Consider the following 15,793-nt stretch of genomic DNA (forward strand, 5'->3'; position numbering starts at 1 on the left):
AATTAAAGTGGAAGGATGTGGAATATAAATGAATTTGTTCGAAAGTAACATTTTTACATTGATATATACTTGCTTAGTAATCGGACTTATCGTTTTATTTTTCCTATCATTAACTTTGTTTATTAGAAGAATATTGCAAAACAACGCCGCAAAGAAACAGCATGTGATGAATATGAACCAGAAGCTAGATCGAATTATTGACTTGCTTGAAAAAGATAAGAAATAACGATAGAAGATGTATGAAAAGGAGAAGAGTATGGCTAATTATATAAAAGAATTACGTGAAAAAGTAGGGCATGACTGTGTTCTCATAAATTTTGCGGGTGGTTGTGTATTGAATGAATATGGAGAAATATTGCTACAAAAAAGAGGTGATTTTAACGCTTGGGGATTTCCTGGTGGTGCAATGGAAATCGGAGAATCTGCCGCAGAAACTGCGATTCGAGAAATAAAAGAAGAAACAGGTTATGATGTAGAAATAAATGAGCTTATCGGAGTATATACTAAATATTTTCAATCATATCCAAATGGAGACAGAGCCCAGTCAATTTTAATATTTTTTTCATGCTCAATTACCGGAGGAGAGAAAAAAATAGACAGTGATGAAACGTTGGATTTGAAGTTTTTCCCGCTAAATAAAATGCCACCATTGTTTAATCAACAACATGAGGATTGTTTGCAGGACTTACTAGAGAAAAGAGTAGGGATGTATCGCTAACATATAAAAAAGAAGCTAATGAGATTAGCTTCTTTTTTATATGTTATTTATTTCCACCAATCATCAAACATTGATGCTGGTACTTGTCTTTTATGTTCGCTCACTGTGTAACGTTTTTCAATTTTTTCTGCAACGTCAGCTGGAACTGCTTTACCTTCTAAATAGTCATCAAGTTGATCATACGTAATACCTAACTCTGTTTCATCAGCTTGACCTGGTTTTTCATCTAATAAATCAGCTGTTGGCATTTTTAAATAAAGTCGCTCGTCCGCACCTAATTCTTGTAATAAAGCACGTCCTTGTCGTTTCGTTAATCCCGTTAATGGTAATAGGTCTGCACCACCATCTCCGAATTTTGTAAAGAATCCTGTTACAGCTTCTGCAGCGTGATCTGTTCCAATCACAAGTAATCCTTGTTGACCGCCGATTGCGTACTGTGTAACCATACGGATACGTGCTTTCACGTTACCTTTATTGAAGTCTGTTAATGATTCACCTAATAAGTTTTCATATTGATTTGAGAAAGCATCAACTGTTGAAGCGATATCAAATGCAACAGATTGATCCGCTTGAATAAATTGTAATGCTAATTGCGCATCGTCTTCATCTTTTTGCACTTTATAAGGTAGGCGCACAGCGATAAACGTTGCGTTACCACCTTCATTACGAATTTCCTCCACTGCAAGCTGAGCTAAACGTCCAGCTAATGTAGAGTCTTGTCCGCCACTAATTCCAAGTACAAATCCTTTCGCACCTGTTTTTTTTACATAATCTTTTAAGAAATCAACACGTTTACGGATTTCTGCTTTCGGATCAATTACAGGTTGGACATGTAATGCTTTCATAATCTGTTCTTGTAATGTCATTATGTTTTCCTCCTATTCATATTAAAGCGGTAAATAAGTTTATATGTATATTGGTACATACTTCTATCCTTTATTATTTCGCAAAATTAACGAATATACAATAGGATGTGTGTATGAATATGAATGTAGTCATTATAATGAAACTGCATCGTTTAAGCAATTTTTTTGAAACCTTTCAATAATGTAAGGTTTTTGTCATTTGAATCGATGGAAGGTATTTCCGTACTTTACTAATATCAGAACATAGTTAGCAGAAGGGCGGAGAGGTAATATGAATATTAGAGAACTCGCATATCGGAATGTGACGCGAAATAGACGAACATATTCAGCATATTTTTTAAGTAGTGCATTTGCTATTATGGCCTTTTTTGTGTATTCATTTTTTGCGTTTCATCCGGCATTAAGTGCTGGACAATTGGGCAAGTACGTGTTCGTAAGTATGTCTTTTGCACAGTCCATTATTTACTTATTTACATTTTTCTTTATTTTATATTCGATGGGAATGTTTTTAAAAACGAGAAAGCGTGAATTAGGAATTTTAATGATGTTAGGTATGACGAAATATCAATTAAAACGGCTTATTTTCTTTGAAAATATTATGATTGGAATAGGGGCCATTATTTTTGGGATACTTGCTGGAATGCTATTTTCAGGAATACTAATATTTGTAGCTCCGATGATATTAAAGTTAGATATTTCCTTAGCTTATTACATACCAATGAAAGCCATTGTTGTAACGAGTATTATGTTTTTTATATTATTTATGATCATTTCATTGTTTAGTGCAGGAATGATTCGAAAAAATAAAATTATGAAATTGTTTAGAGGATCGGCAGAAGCGAAGCCGGAACCGAAAGCATCCATTATTTCTTCTATATTAGCAGTTATATTGCTTAGTGCGGGATATGCAGGAGCACTTATGTCACACGGTGCAATGGTATTTATCATGATGATTCCTGTTACAACCGTAGTCATTATTGGTACGTATTTGCTGTACAAGCAGTTGAGTGTCTTTATTATTAGACTATGTAAAAAAAGTAAACGTTTCTATTGGACACAGACAAATATTATTACGTTGTCAGATTTAGCTTACCGTATGAGAGATAACGCAAGAATGTTTTTTATTGTAACCATAATTTCAACTGTAGCATTTTCAGCAATAGGTACATTAGTTGGCTTTACATCAATGACAAAGGCGATTATGGAGAGACCAATTGCGTTTCACTATCATTCTAAGCAAGGAAATAGTAATGAATCTCAGAATTTGAAGATAATTGACGAAGGATTAAAGAAACATAGTATAGCAGCTTCAAAAACTAATATTTCAACGAAGAAAACGGAGGAGCAGTCGTTAAGAAGCGCCACCTTTATAAAGGAATCGGACTATAAGGAATATGCGAAGTTAACAGGAGAACCCTTTCATGCGGTATCAAAAAAAGAAGTTTTATTTTTGGCAGTTGATATACCAGGACCACCGATGAAAGAAAGAAAAGAAATTACTTTGCCGCATTTGAATGAACCATTAAAAGTGAAAAAAGTTAATACTTCTTCATTAAGTAAAATAATAAGAGGTAACGTTTATGTAATCTCTAACAATCAGTATGATGCATTACAAGATGGATTTAAAGAGGAAAAAGATTATGTGTACAAAACAGAAGGAACGAAAGATGAAATTGAGGTTGGTAAAGAACTAACGCATCAGATGAAGCCTTATGAAGAACATACAACGTTTAGTGCAGAAGAGTACGAACAAAACCAAAGTTTACAAATTGCAGGACCAATTCTATTTGTAGGTTTCTTTATTGGTATTGTATTTTTCGTATGTGCAGGAAGCTTCCTTTATTTCCGTTTGTTTTCTGATTTGGAGGATGATACTCGTTTGTTTGAAATGATTCGAAAAGTAGGCTTAACGAGTGGAGAATTATTGAAAGTAGTTACAATTCGATTGGGACTTTTATTCTTCGTTCCAATATGTGTTGCAACATTACACGGGGCAGTAGCGTTAACTGCACTCGGACAGATGTTTGAGTACTCACTATTTAAAGAAAATGCGATTGTATTAAGTGTTTTCGTAGGAATTCAAGTTGTATATTTCTTACTGATTCGATCTCGTTATTTAAAACAATTGAAAGAGAGATTACGTATTCGTTAAATGTGTTTTTTTAACTTGAGTACAAAATTTTCTGAAAAGAGGCAGGTATTACCAAAAAGTGATAAAATGGAAAAAGCGAGGTGGAAAAATTAATAACAAGTAAGGGGGGAGTAATATGAAAGCAACAGGAGTTATTCGAAAAGTAGACGAATTAGGACGAATTGTTATTCCTAAAGAATTACGTGATGTATTGGGAATACAAATCAAATCACCACTTGAAATTTTCGTAGAAGAAGACAAAGTCATTTTACAAAAATATCAACCTTACAATGCTTGTCAAATAACAGGTGATGTTTCAAATCAAAATATATCATTAGCAAATGGAAACATTACTGTTAGTATAGATGGAGCGAAATATTTAATAAAAGAAATAGAGAAGTTTTTAAACAAGAGTGAGATTTAGTCTTAATTTATATTATTTTAAAAATTTTATATCATTCTTTAAAAATTATAAAAGGACCAATTTAATGGTCCTTTTATTTTAGTTATTGGTTGTACCAATCGGATTTTGGTGTCTAAAAATTACGAGATAAATAATAGAGTAGTATAAAATTCGTAAGCCTTATTGAGAAACATTTTTAAGGAAGGAAAATGAAACGCATAAAACGAATGTTACATTTAAGCATTTTCAAAAGTGGTCTGAAATGAAAATAATATATTTTCAGGAGGGATTACGATGAACAGTAGTACAGCGAATAAACAAAAAGGTATACAATTGATTCCTTTTACAGTAGATAAGGTAGTTGAACAAGTAAATGAAATTCCACCAGGTGTACAACTCATTCATGCTCCACAAGTATGGGAGAAGAGTGCAAAAGGAAAAGATATTGTTGTTGCCGTATTAGATACAGGGTGTGATATGAATCATATAGATTTAAAGGATCGTATTATCGGTGGAAGAAATTTCACGAAAGATTATGAGGGGGATCCAAATATATATCTTGATAATAACGGACACGGTACTCATGTAGCTGGGACAATTGCAGCGACTGAAAATGGTGTCGGTGTTTTAGGAGTCGCACCACTCGCTAAAATGTTAGTGTTAAAGGTTTTAGCAGGAGATGGTTCTGGAAGTTATGAGCAAATTATTGAGGCGATTCATTATGCTGTAAATTGGAGAGGGCCTAATAAAGAAAGAGTTAGAGTTATTTCAATGTCACTTGGTGGCCCGCAAGACGTCCCAAAATTACATGAAGCAATTCAAAATGCGGTAAAGCAAGATGTTCTTGTTGTATGTGCTGCGGGTAATAATGGAGATTGTAATGATAATACGGAGGAACTAGATTTCCCAGGTGCCTATTCCGAAGTAATCGAAGTCGGCGCTGTCAATTTAGAGCGGAAAATCGCATGTTTTAGTAATTCAAATCAAGAAATTGATTTAGTGGCGCCAGGCGATGAAATATTATCTACGTATCCTGAGGGGAAATATGCGGTATTAAGTGGAACTTCTATGGCGACACCGCATGTCGCTGGAGCGTTAGCATTGCTCATAAAGCAGTGTGAAAGGGAATATGGTAGAAAATTATCAGAGCCAGAAATATATGCACAACTTATTAAAAGAACTGTACCTTTAGGATATGAACGTACCTCTGAAGGGAATGGATTAATAGATTTATTAAAAGAATAGAATAACTAAAAAAACATCTCATATTCATATGAGATGTTTTTTTAGTAGGGTTCCCTCGCATGTAACGGGGAATCTAGTATATAATTCTTTTTCACGAAATGTATATTAGGCTGGTGGTTATCCCGTACGTCTGTTCATAAAATTATAAAAGGTACATAGAAATGACATCGTAACAACATAAACCGCTATACGGTTAGAGGAGGTATATACGGATGATATATCAAGCTATCCAACAGTTAATTGATCGTGCTATTGAAGTTCAATTAATTGAAAAAGAAGATGAAATATATACAAGGAATCAAATCCTTTCCTTACTTCGTTTAGATGACTTTGTAGTGGAAGCATCAGCTCCTGCGTCCGCAAAGAAAGCAATTTCGGAGTTATTGGAAGAGTTAATAGAATATGCTTGTATGCAAAAAGTCATTGAGGAAGTACTGGATGAGAAGGAGATTTTAGCAAGTGCAATTATGGATGTTTTTATGTCCAAACCGTCCGTTATCAATACTCTATTTTACGAAAAATACGAACAAGATCCGAAGGTTGCGACAAATTACTTCTATGAATTAAGTAAAAACAGCAACTATATCCAAATGAAGCAAATTGCCCAAAATATAAATTATAAAGTCAATACGGAATATGGTGCCATTGATATAACGATTAACTTATCAAAACCGGAAAAAGATCCTAAACAAATTGCTAGAAAAAAAGTATTGGAAAGTACAAATTATCCAAAATGTTTACTCTGTATTGAGAATGAAGGATATAGGGGCAAAATTGGACATCCTGCACGCTCGAATCACCGTATGATCCGTATGAACCTTACAGAAGAAAGCTGGTTTCTACAGTATTCTCCGTATATATACTTCAATGAACACTGTATTGTCTTGTTCTCAGAACACCGAGATATGAAAATTGATCGTCAAACATTTTTACGTTTGTTACAATTTGTAGAAAAATTCCCACATTATTTCCTTGGTTCCAATGCAGATTTGCCAATTGTAGGAGGATCTATTTTAACACATGACCACTATCAAGGTGGAAACTATGAATTTGCTATGGCAAATGCATCGAACGACCTAATTTTTAAACTAACCAACTTTCCAGAAATCCAATGTTCTATTATTAAATGGCCTATGTCAGTTATTCGCTTAAGAAGTAACGACATAGAAAAAATAGTAAATGCAGGAGAGTACATATTAGAGAGGTGGAAAGGATATAGTGATCCTTCTGTTGGTATATTCGCATTTGCAAATAAAAATCCGCATAACACGATTACGCCAATTGCTCGCCGACGGAATGGTATGTACGAATTGGACCTTGTTTTGCGAAACAATCGTACAAGTGAAGAACACCCCCTCGGTATTTTCCACCCTCATGCGGAAATACAACATATCAAAAAGGAAAATATCGGTCTGATTGAAGTAATGGGATTAGCTGTGCTTCCTGCTCGTTTAAAAATAGAAATTAAGGAAGTAGAAAAATTCTTACTAAATATTCCAAGCGATATTCCATCGCCTCATATACGATGGGCAGAACAATTAAAAAACAAATATGACAATCGGATAAATGAACAAAATGTACAGGAGATTATCAGAGAAGAATTGGGACGGAAATTTATACAGGCGCTTGAAGATGCTGGTGTTTTTAAACGAGATGAAGAAGGGATATCGGCGTTCAAACGTTTTATTCAGACTTTAATTTAGGAATGGGCTTGGTAGTTATGGTGAAGAACAAAATTCCCACTGATTAAAGATTTGAAGTATTAAAAGAATATAAAAAACTAAAAAACATCCCATATGAATATGAGATGTTTTTTAGTATGGTTTTGTCGCATGTGTTACGACGTTTAATAAACCTGGGAATCTAGCATTTAAGTCATCTTCACGAATTGAAATGAAACGTTGAGTTCCTTCAAGGCGTGTATACATAACACCGGATTCACGTAAAACTTTGAAATGGTGAGATAAAGTTGATTTCGCAATTGGAATGTTTAATGAACCACAAGATTGTTCATTTTTCTCTAGTAGCGTAGTTACAATTTGTAAACGAATTTGATCGCTAAGTGCATATAAGACAGAAGAGAATTGAATTTCTTCTCGATTTGGATGATAGAGAGTACGCATTTTTTCACCTGCTTGTATAAGTTAATATATTTGCACTATAACATATAAAGTGTTATATTCCTATTGTTCGAATATATTCGAACAATAGGAATATAGGGGGAGAAAAAATGAAGTATACAAAATTGCAAAAGGCAGGACTAAATATTTCAAAGTTGGGGTTAGGAACAAACGCTGTTGGGGGACATAATTTATATGCTGATGTGAATGAGGAAGAAGGAAAACGATTAATAGAAGAAGCTATCCAGCAAGGGATTACCTTTTTTGATACAGCAGATTCATACGGTTTCGGTAGATCAGAAGAATTAGTAGGAGAAGTATTAAAAGGAAAACGCCACGAAGTTGTACTTGCTACAAAAGGTGGAATACAGCCGTTATTAAATGGAGAGGTTTATATGAATAATGAACCAAGCTATTTAAGAAATGCAGTGGAAAATAGCTTAAGAAGATTACAAACTGATTATATTGATTTATATTATTTACATTTTACAAATCCAGAAACAAGTTACATAGATTCAATTGGAGAGCTTACTCGCCTAAAAGAAGAAGGGAAAATTCGCTCAATCGGAATATCTAACGTAAATGTAGAGCAATTAAAAGAAGCGAATCAGCACGGACATATAGATGTTGTACAATCACCGTATAATATGTTAGAGCGTACTGCTGGGGAAGAACTTTTACCATATTGTATAGAATCAGATATTTCATTTATTCCTTACGGGCCTCTTGCTTTTGGGATACTAGGTGGTAAATATACAGAAGATTTCAAATTGAATAAAGGAGATTGGCGTCAAAGTGTAAATCTATTTGAAGAGAATACATATAAGAGTAACTTTAAGAAAGTTGAAAAGTTAAAAGACTTAGCTAAAGAAAAGGATCTCGAAGTATCGCATTTAGCTTTAGCGTGGTTATTAAACAAAAAAGGAATTGATACTGTTATTCCTGGTGGAAAACGAGCGGAGCAAATAAGAGAAAGTGTAAGAGCGGTGGAAGTTTCATTGAATGAAAATGTCATGAAAGAGATTGAATCTATTTTAGAAGACTAGTTGAAAGGAGGGATAGTTCCCTCTTTTTATATAAAAGGAGAAGGTTTAAATGAAAAAAGTACTAGCTGTATTCTTTACGATCATGTTTATGATTGGTACAGATACTTTCTTAATTTCACCACTTTTACCCACATTACAACAGGTGTATCATATTTCAACTGAGTTGTCAGGGTGGATGGTGAGCTCATATGCTTTAGGATACGCTGGATTTGCGCTTATCGCTGGTCCTATATCAGATGGCTTAAACAGAAAAAAAGTGATGGTAATAGGAATGAGTTTTTTTGCGATAAGTACGTTTTTATGTGGAATTGCACCGAGTTTTCTATGGATGCTAACATTTAGATTCTTAGCAGGTGTAAGTGCAGCCTTTGTATCTCCACAAGTGTGGGCATCTATTCCGCTCCTAATAGAGAAGAAGCAAATTGTAAAAGCAATTGGAATTGCAACAGCAGGGTTATCAATCGCCCAAATTTTAGGACTGCCAATTGGAGCATATTTAGCAATGACACATTATACAACACCATTCTTCGTCATTGGTATATTATCAGCACTACTTGTCGTCCTTATTTATGTAGTATTACCAGAAATACAACCGGTTCACATAGGTGGAAATAAAACAAACATTTTAAAACGTTATAAACAATTACTTACAGATTCAAAGGCTTCATTATCTTATTTTGCATATTTTGTTTTTCAAACGGGTAATTTTGCTGCATTTTCATTCTTTGGTGTGTGGCTTTCCAGTCAATTTGGCTTACAAGTTCATGAAGTAGGTACAGCTATGCTTGTATTAGGATTAGGAAATTTAACTGGGAATATTTTTGGTCCTAGAATCGTAAATAAAATTGGTTATAACCGTTCTTTCTATGGCGGCATTATATTTACAGCAGTGCTATATGTATTACTTCCTCATATAAAGAACATTATATTTGTGGAGTTATTATTTTTTGTTTTATTTTTTGTGACAGGAATTTTGTTTGTATTGATGATGAGGTACTTACAAAACATGTCTATTGTAGCAAGAGGAACAGGAGCAGCTCTTGCTAATGCTTCGATGTATATTGGTCAAATGATAGGAGCGGCAATAGCAGGACTGCTATTTGCAGCATCTCAAAATTTTATATTTGTAGGTAGTTTTACTGCTTTCCTATATGTAGTCGCTTTATTATTGTTTAGAAAAAGTGAAAAACTTACTGGAAATCGTGAAACAGGAATTGCTTCATAAAATCTGTACAAATAAAAAATAGCTGTATTTCTTCGGTTGAGATGACATCAAATAAAACGAGTACAAGAAGTGCGGTTAGTGTAGTAATGAAAATATCAGTTGAAAACCAAATATGAAATATATTAAACCAATATTAGAAGAGTAATAATACACGAAGTAGTTTTTAAGTGCAGAAGTTACAGAAAGTAGAGAAATAGTGTATAGGCATTGTAACAAAGTTATGGAGAATCCAAAAATAAAAATCCCTACAGAAATAGGGATTTATATATCGGCATATAGTTCCTTGGAAAAGGATGTATTTAGTATAACATATAGGACTACTTATATTTGTGAAGTAGATGTGAAAGTAATGTGAAAAATGCTGAAAGAAAAACACTATTTAAATAGAGGATAATGTAGATAAGAGTATGGATTTTACATGGATATTATGTTGTATTTTTACTTATATGTTAAATGTTATATATTTTTAAATTATTGGGGATAAAAGGGAGAGATTTAAATGCAATGGTATTTGAACGCTCTAAAGAATTATGGGAATTTTAGTGGTAGAGCTACGCGAAAAGAGTACTGGATTTTTAGTTTATCCAATATCGTAATTTTTTGGCTACTTTTGTTTTTATCATCATTTTCAGAGGTTTTGGTTGCTATTATTGCATTGCTATTTATGTTAGCAATGATCATACCAAGCTTTTCGGTTGGAGCACGTCGGTTACATGATATTGGGAAAACAGGATGGTGGCAACTATTAAATTTTGTACCATTTGGTAGCGTTGTTTTACTTGTATTTTTCATCATTGAAAGTGAAGAAAATGACAATCAATACGGACCAAATCCGCATACAAAGTTAAAAGAAGCGATTTAATAAACTAATTTCGTTTATAGCATTACTAGTTCAACAAATTTTGCTTAATTTATCTATTCTTAAAATGGTTTACATGAGGTTATATTGTAGGTCGATCTAAGCCAATATGACTTTTGGAGCAGTAAAAAGGGGAAGAATAAAGGCAGAGTGAAAGTATCATGGTAAGAAAAAAATTCTAAATAAAAAGCACTGTTTTAGCTAATGTAACTAAAACAGTGCTTTTCTTTTTGATTGAACAGTTGCTGCATTTTCATCATGTATGCCTGCATCTTTAATGATTCGTTGTTTTGCTTTATTTAATAGATGGTTTACTGCTTCACCAAAATAGTTAGCTTCGCTTTTTGTGCGGGCTTCTCGTAAACATTTATAGTTTTCTAGCAGTTCCTCTTTTTCAGTGTTTGTTAAGAAATCTTCTATTTTCTTTTTTGTCATACGAAACACCCTTTCTTCTGACAAACGACGCAATAGAAAATATTTATTGTTTATTATAGCAATAATTTTTAAAGAAAGTATAGACTAACGTCGTAATAATTTGTCAATTTCTTGAATCTTCTCATCAGCTTTCCCAATTTGTGTATTTTTAGCCTGCTCACCACCAAGCGCTTGGTGTAGTAAGAAAGTCTGACCGGAAATAGCAGTCACAATGGATACTTTAATAATTTCTTTTATTAAGGTGACATCGAATAAAACGAGCCCAAGAAGTGCAGCTAGACTACCAGTGAAAATATCAGTCAAAAATCCAAAGTGGAAAAAAGTTTTCAAACGGCGTGGAAGCAATAACTTGCCTTGGTTATTGATTAGATGGGAAACGAAACCGGTAATGCCACCAACGAGAACAGCAGTTAGCCATTGATACATTTCCATCGAATCCACTCCTTTTAGTGAATAAGATTCGATTATTTTATATTGATTCCTTTTAATATTTCATAGAAGCATATTGAGAAAGTTTGTTTGGTTTTTTTCTATATTCAATTTAATTATAACAGAAAAATCTGATGTATATGAGTCTATTATATGAAGCGGTTATTCCTTAATATGAATGTAGAAAGGGGTGCGTGATATGAATATAGATTACCGTATAAGAAGTGTGGATGGTTATACCAAAAATATAGGGGAATTAGTAAGCATGCTGGAACATACGAGGGCTGTAACATTGTTGGAAATAAAAGATCTATCAGTTGAGCAATTAGATTTAATTATACCGAGTAGAGGGAATTCCATTGGAGCGTTACTAAAGCATATAGCAGCTATAGAAAAAGCTCATCAACTTATTTCATTTCAAGAGCGTGACTTTACTAAAGAAGAATTAGAAATATGGGAAGACGCACTGTATTTAGGGGAAGTGGGGAAAACAATCCGTGGTCATGAAATAAAGTATTATGTACAACTTCTAAAAAGTGTTCGAGAAGAATCACTGAAGTATTTGAGTGAACAAGATGATGAATGGCTTATGTCAGAAAGAAAGTGGCCTAACGGTGTAGCGTATAACCAGCATTATCTGTGGTTTCATGTGCTAGAAGATGAGATTAATCACCGTGGACAAATTAGAATGATGAAAAATAAATTATTTGAAAATTACGTTAAATAAGGTAGCTTTTTAAATGAATATTCCATATAATGAGAGTAATTAAAATGAGAACGGGGTGATGTATTATGGCGAACATAACTTATATGAATAATAAACCAAATACAAAGGTGGATGGAAAGGGCGAGACTATATAAGGGAGCGCACGATCCTTCCACTTAGCTTACACTAGGGAGGATATCAATTTGAATCAAAATATTTTAGAATCGTTCGGCTGGGATTCTTTTTTTGAGGAACAAGCTGTAGAGAACTTTGAAGTAGGGCGTATTTTACTTGAGCATAAGCATATATATCGAATTATTTGTAATGATGGTGAATATATGGCAGAGCTGTCTGGTAAGTTTCGGCATGAAGCAGTAACGAAGGGTGATTATCCAGCAGTTGGTGATTGGGTTTATATAAAGAAAATAGAGAATGAAAAGAAGGCAATTATTCATCGTATTTTTCCTAGAAGAAGCTCTTTTTCTAGGCAAGAGGCTGGTACTCGAACGGAAGAACAAGTAATAGCAGCAAATGTAGATTATCTATTTTTAGTGAATGCACTTAACCATGATTTTAACGTAAGAAGAATGGAGCGCTATTTACTATTAGCGTATGAAAGTGGTGCGATGCCTGTTATTGTTTTAACGAAGAGTAGCTTATGTGAAGACGTGGAAAAGAAAATCGTTGAAACAGAAGCTGTGGCAATTGGTGTTCCGATCTTCGTTGTTGATAGTTTAGAACATACTGGTATTGAATCGTTGCAGCAATTTGTTTCTTCAGGAAAAACAATTGCTCTAGTCGGATCATCGGGGGTTGGAAAATCCACTTTGTTAAATGCACTAATAGGAATTGAAGTAGCAAAAACGGGTGATATTCGTGAGGAAGATAGTAAAGGAAGACATACGACAACTCATCGTGAATTGTTCCGATTACCGAGTGGTAGTTTAGTTATTGATACTCCTGGTATGAGGGAGCTACAGCTTTGGGAAGGAAGCGATGCAATTCAAACAACCTTTTCTGATATTGAAGAACTTGCAAAAACGTGCCGTTTTAGGGACTGTAAGCATGAAAATGAGCCAGGGTGCGCAGTGCATAGTGCAATTGATAACGGAATTATTACGATAAATCGTTTGCAAAGCTATAAAAAATTACAAAGAGAACTAGCGTATTTTATGAGAAAACAAGATGCTATTCTTGCAAGGGCAGAGCGTGATAAATGGAAAAAGATTTCTAAACAGCACAAAAAAATGTGAAAAGCCAAAGGGTGGTTCCCTTTGGCTTTTTGTATTTGTAAATTTTATAATAATATTATTCATATATATAGACAAAGAGAATTTAATTGTTTAAACTTTACAAAGTATTCATCATAATAGGTTATGAAAATAATAATTAGGGATTGGGAAATATTTATAATTCGTTAGATTTAACTTTTAAAATTGAAAAGCAGGAGGTTTGTAATGGGTAGACTATTAAATTTGTTTCGTGATATGAAAGTAGCAAAAAAACTACTAATTTCATTTTTCGTCATTTTAATTGCGGCTGTCTCTATTATCGGGGGCATGTCTTATCAAACAGCTAAGAAGAATTTTGAATCACAAATTACGAGCAGTGCTCACGACAATATAAAAATATTAGATAATTTAATCAATCAAATGATTGAGGCGAAATTTAATGATGTGAATAATTTTGCACGGGTGATTCAAGGTAATATGTATCAAGGTGATAATCAAGATGAAGTAAGAAAAATGCTATCTCAATATATCAATTTGAATAAAGATGTTGAACAAGTATATGTTGCTGGGAATGATAAGAAATTTGTGCAGGAACCAAATATACAAATGGCAGCAGACTATGATCCAACAGAACGTTCTTGGTATAAAGATGCAGTGGCAAAACAAGGTGGTATTGTCATTACTGAGCCGTATAAGGCGAAAGGAAATGGACATATTGTCGTAACGATTGCAAAACAAGCAGAAGATAAAAACGGTGTTGTAGCGATAGATTTAAGTTTAGATAATTTATTAAAAACAACAAAGTTAATCAATATCGGTAAAAAAGGATATGCTTTCATTTTAGATGGAAAACAAAAAATAATTGCACATCCTCAAGAAAAATCAGGAGAAAAAGCAGCTGATTCTTGGGCGAAGAAAATTTATGAAGATAATCATGGCGCTTTTTCATATACGTATGACGGTAGCGAAAAACAAATGGTATTTGCTACAAATGTAAAAACAGGTTGGAAAATCGGCGGGACGATGTACTCAAATGAAGTAATTGAAGCTGCGCAGCCTGTATTTTATAATATGTTAATTGTTATGTTTATTTCATTAGTTATAGGCGGGGCACTTATTTATTTTGTGACACTTTCTATAACGAAGCCCTTAAAAAGATTAGTTGCCACTTCTAAAGAAATAAGTGAGGGAGATTTAACGCAAACAATTGATATTCATTCTAATGATGAAATCGGCCAACTTGCAAAAGGATTTAATGAGATGACTGATGCATTGCGGACGTTAATTGGAAGAATTAATACTTCGGCTGGACATGTTGCAGCAGCATCAGAAGAGCTAACGGCAAGTGTAAGACAAGCGAGTGAAGCGACTGAGCAAATTACAATGGCAATGGATGAAATATCGAGCGGGGCAACAACGCAAACGACAAGTGTAGAAAATGGTGCAATGTTACTATTTGATGTGACAGAAGGAATTCAGCATGTAGCAAATAGTTCATCATCAATTAGTACCGCTTCTGCTCATACTCGTGAAAAAGCAGAAGATGGCGGAAAACTAGTCGGAAAAACTGTAAATCAAATGCAATCTATTGCAGAATCTGTTTCACAATCAGATGAAGTTATACAGTTACTAAATAATAAATCAAAACAAATCGGTGACATACTAGAAGTAATTCAAAATATTGCAGATCAAACAAATCTTTTAGCTTTGAATGCAGCAATTGAAGCTGCAAGAGCGGGAGAGCACGGAAGAGGGTTTGCAATTGTTGCAGATGAAGTACGTAAATTGGCGGAGAAGTCTAGCGTATCTTCTAGTGAAATTAGTAAATTAATATGTGAAATACAAGATGACATGAGTAAGACGGTAAAATCTATGGGGCATGTAAATGAAGAAGTTCAATCTGGACTTGTTATTGCGAATGAAACGAAGCAAAACTTTACTGAGATTTTACAATCTACAAATGAAATTGCAGATCAAATTAAAACAATGGTTGAAACGGCTAATGGGATGTCGAAAGGTGCAAATGAAGTGTCTATTTCAGTAGGTCAAATTGCAATGACAGCACAGAATAATGCGACGAGTACCCAAAACGTTGCAGCATCAGCAGAAGAACAACTAGCGTCCATTGAGGAGATTAGTTCTGCGGCGGGTACATTATCTCAAATGGCTGAAGAATTACAAGGGTTAATTGAAAGATTTAAAGTGTAGCAGCGGACAGACTACTCCAAAACAGCAGTATGCGATTTTGGAGTAGTCTGTTTTTATTATGTAACATGAAATGGGATAGAGAGTATGTTTATGATGTTTAAAGGTATATCATGTATAATATTTGTCGAAAAATAGAGGTGTTTGTTAACTTTATGTATAATTATAATCAT

The 15,793-nt window shown here is 33.9% G+C and carries 16 protein-coding genes; 12 read left to right on the forward strand and 4 right to left on the reverse strand.

Annotation, left to right across the window (positions count from 1 at the left end):
• Window positions 1-28: 28 nt before the first annotated feature.
• Window positions 29-226: a DUF4083 domain-containing protein gene (locus ATN06_RS10120; protein WP_060630518.1), complete on the forward strand. Its 198-nt coding sequence runs from the start codon at window positions 29-31 to the stop codon at window positions 224-226.
• Window positions 227-256: 30 nt separating this feature from the next.
• A complete protein-coding gene (locus ATN06_RS10125) occupies window positions 257-718 on the forward strand; it encodes an NUDIX hydrolase (RefSeq protein WP_060630519.1) in 462 nt (153 codons plus the stop codon).
• A 47-nt stretch (window positions 719-765) separates the two neighbouring features.
• On the opposite strand, the gene nadE is transcribed toward ATN06_RS10125, so the two are convergent.
• Window positions 766-1,584 (reverse strand): NAD(+) synthase, encoded by an 819-nt coding sequence (nadE, locus tag ATN06_RS10130; RefSeq protein WP_000174883.1) that lies wholly within the window; start codon window positions 1,582-1,584, stop codon window positions 766-768.
• Window positions 1,585-1,855: 271 nt separating this feature from the next.
• Between nadE and ATN06_RS10135 the strand changes: the two genes are divergently transcribed.
• The 4 genes from ATN06_RS10135 (at window position 1,856) to galT (ending at window position 7,066) form a co-directional block, all read left to right on the forward strand.
• The gene (locus tag ATN06_RS10135) at window positions 1,856-3,736 is read left to right on the forward strand and encodes an FtsX-like permease family protein (protein ID WP_060630520.1); all 1,881 of its coding nucleotides are present in this window, start codon (window positions 1,856-1,858) and stop codon (window positions 3,734-3,736) included.
• Between the two features lie 115 nt (window positions 3,737-3,851).
• A complete protein-coding gene (locus ATN06_RS10140) occupies window positions 3,852-4,139 on the forward strand; it encodes an AbrB/MazE/SpoVT family DNA-binding domain-containing protein (RefSeq protein ID WP_060630521.1) in 288 nt (95 codons plus the stop codon).
• Between the two features lie 273 nt (window positions 4,140-4,412).
• A complete protein-coding gene (locus tag ATN06_RS10145; RefSeq protein WP_060630522.1) occupies window positions 4,413-5,363 on the forward strand; it encodes a serine protease in 951 nt (316 codons plus the stop codon).
• Between the two features lie 212 nt (window positions 5,364-5,575).
• Window positions 5,576-7,066, forward strand: a complete 1,491-nt coding sequence (galT, locus tag ATN06_RS10150; RefSeq protein ID WP_060630523.1) for a UDP-glucose--hexose-1-phosphate uridylyltransferase — start codon at window positions 5,576-5,578, stop codon at window positions 7,064-7,066.
• 111 nt (window positions 7,067-7,177) lie between these two features.
• Here galT and ATN06_RS10155 read toward each other — a convergent pair whose 3' ends face one another.
• Window positions 7,178-7,486: an ArsR/SmtB family transcription factor gene (locus ATN06_RS10155; protein ID WP_060630524.1), complete on the reverse strand. Its 309-nt coding sequence runs from the start codon at window positions 7,484-7,486 to the stop codon at window positions 7,178-7,180.
• Window positions 7,487-7,593: 107 nt separating this feature from the next.
• On the opposite strand from ATN06_RS10155, the gene ATN06_RS10160 reads away from it, so the two are divergent.
• The 3 genes from ATN06_RS10160 (at window position 7,594) to ATN06_RS10170 (ending at window position 10,616) form a co-directional block, all read left to right on the forward strand.
• Entirely contained in the window at window positions 7,594-8,529 is a 936-nt protein-coding gene (locus ATN06_RS10160; protein ID WP_060630525.1) for an aldo/keto reductase, read from the forward strand.
• A 49-nt stretch (window positions 8,530-8,578) separates the two neighbouring features.
• Window positions 8,579-9,754 (forward strand): MFS transporter, encoded by a 1,176-nt coding sequence (locus ATN06_RS10165; protein ID WP_060630526.1) that lies wholly within the window; start codon window positions 8,579-8,581, stop codon window positions 9,752-9,754.
• Window positions 9,755-10,253: 499 nt separating this feature from the next.
• On the forward strand, window positions 10,254-10,616 hold the full coding sequence (locus tag ATN06_RS10170; RefSeq protein ID WP_060630527.1) for a DUF805 domain-containing protein: 363 nt from the start codon (window positions 10,254-10,256) through the stop codon (window positions 10,614-10,616).
• A 207-nt stretch (window positions 10,617-10,823) separates the two neighbouring features.
• Here ATN06_RS10170 and ATN06_RS10175 read toward each other — a convergent pair whose 3' ends face one another.
• The gene (locus tag ATN06_RS10175) at window positions 10,824-11,048 is read right to left on the reverse strand and encodes a hypothetical protein (RefSeq protein ID WP_000162606.1); all 225 of its coding nucleotides are present in this window, start codon (window positions 11,046-11,048) and stop codon (window positions 10,824-10,826) included.
• Between the two features lie 84 nt (window positions 11,049-11,132).
• Window positions 11,133-11,480: a DUF4257 domain-containing protein gene (locus ATN06_RS10180; RefSeq protein ID WP_000426320.1), complete on the reverse strand. Its 348-nt coding sequence runs from the start codon at window positions 11,478-11,480 to the stop codon at window positions 11,133-11,135.
• A 196-nt stretch (window positions 11,481-11,676) separates the two neighbouring features.
• Between ATN06_RS10180 and ATN06_RS10185 the strand changes: the two genes are divergently transcribed.
• From ATN06_RS10185 to ATN06_RS10195, 3 genes are all read left to right on the forward strand, one after another.
• A complete protein-coding gene (locus ATN06_RS10185) occupies window positions 11,677-12,204 on the forward strand; it encodes a DinB family protein (protein ID WP_060630528.1) in 528 nt (175 codons plus the stop codon).
• Window positions 12,205-12,386: 182 nt separating this feature from the next.
• Complete coding sequence (gene rsgA, locus ATN06_RS10190; protein WP_060630529.1) at window positions 12,387-13,436, forward strand: ribosome small subunit-dependent GTPase A; 1,050 nt, start codon at window positions 12,387-12,389, stop codon at window positions 13,434-13,436.
• A 204-nt stretch (window positions 13,437-13,640) separates the two neighbouring features.
• On the forward strand, window positions 13,641-15,623 hold the full coding sequence (locus ATN06_RS10195; RefSeq protein WP_060630530.1) for a HAMP domain-containing methyl-accepting chemotaxis protein: 1,983 nt from the start codon (window positions 13,641-13,643) through the stop codon (window positions 15,621-15,623).
• Window positions 15,624-15,793 lie beyond the last annotated feature (170 nt).

Origin of the sequence: Bacillus thuringiensis (assembly GCF_001455345.1) — a bacterium.
Classification (GTDB): domain Bacteria; phylum Bacillota; class Bacilli; order Bacillales; family Bacillaceae_G; genus Bacillus_A; species Bacillus_A thuringiensis_N.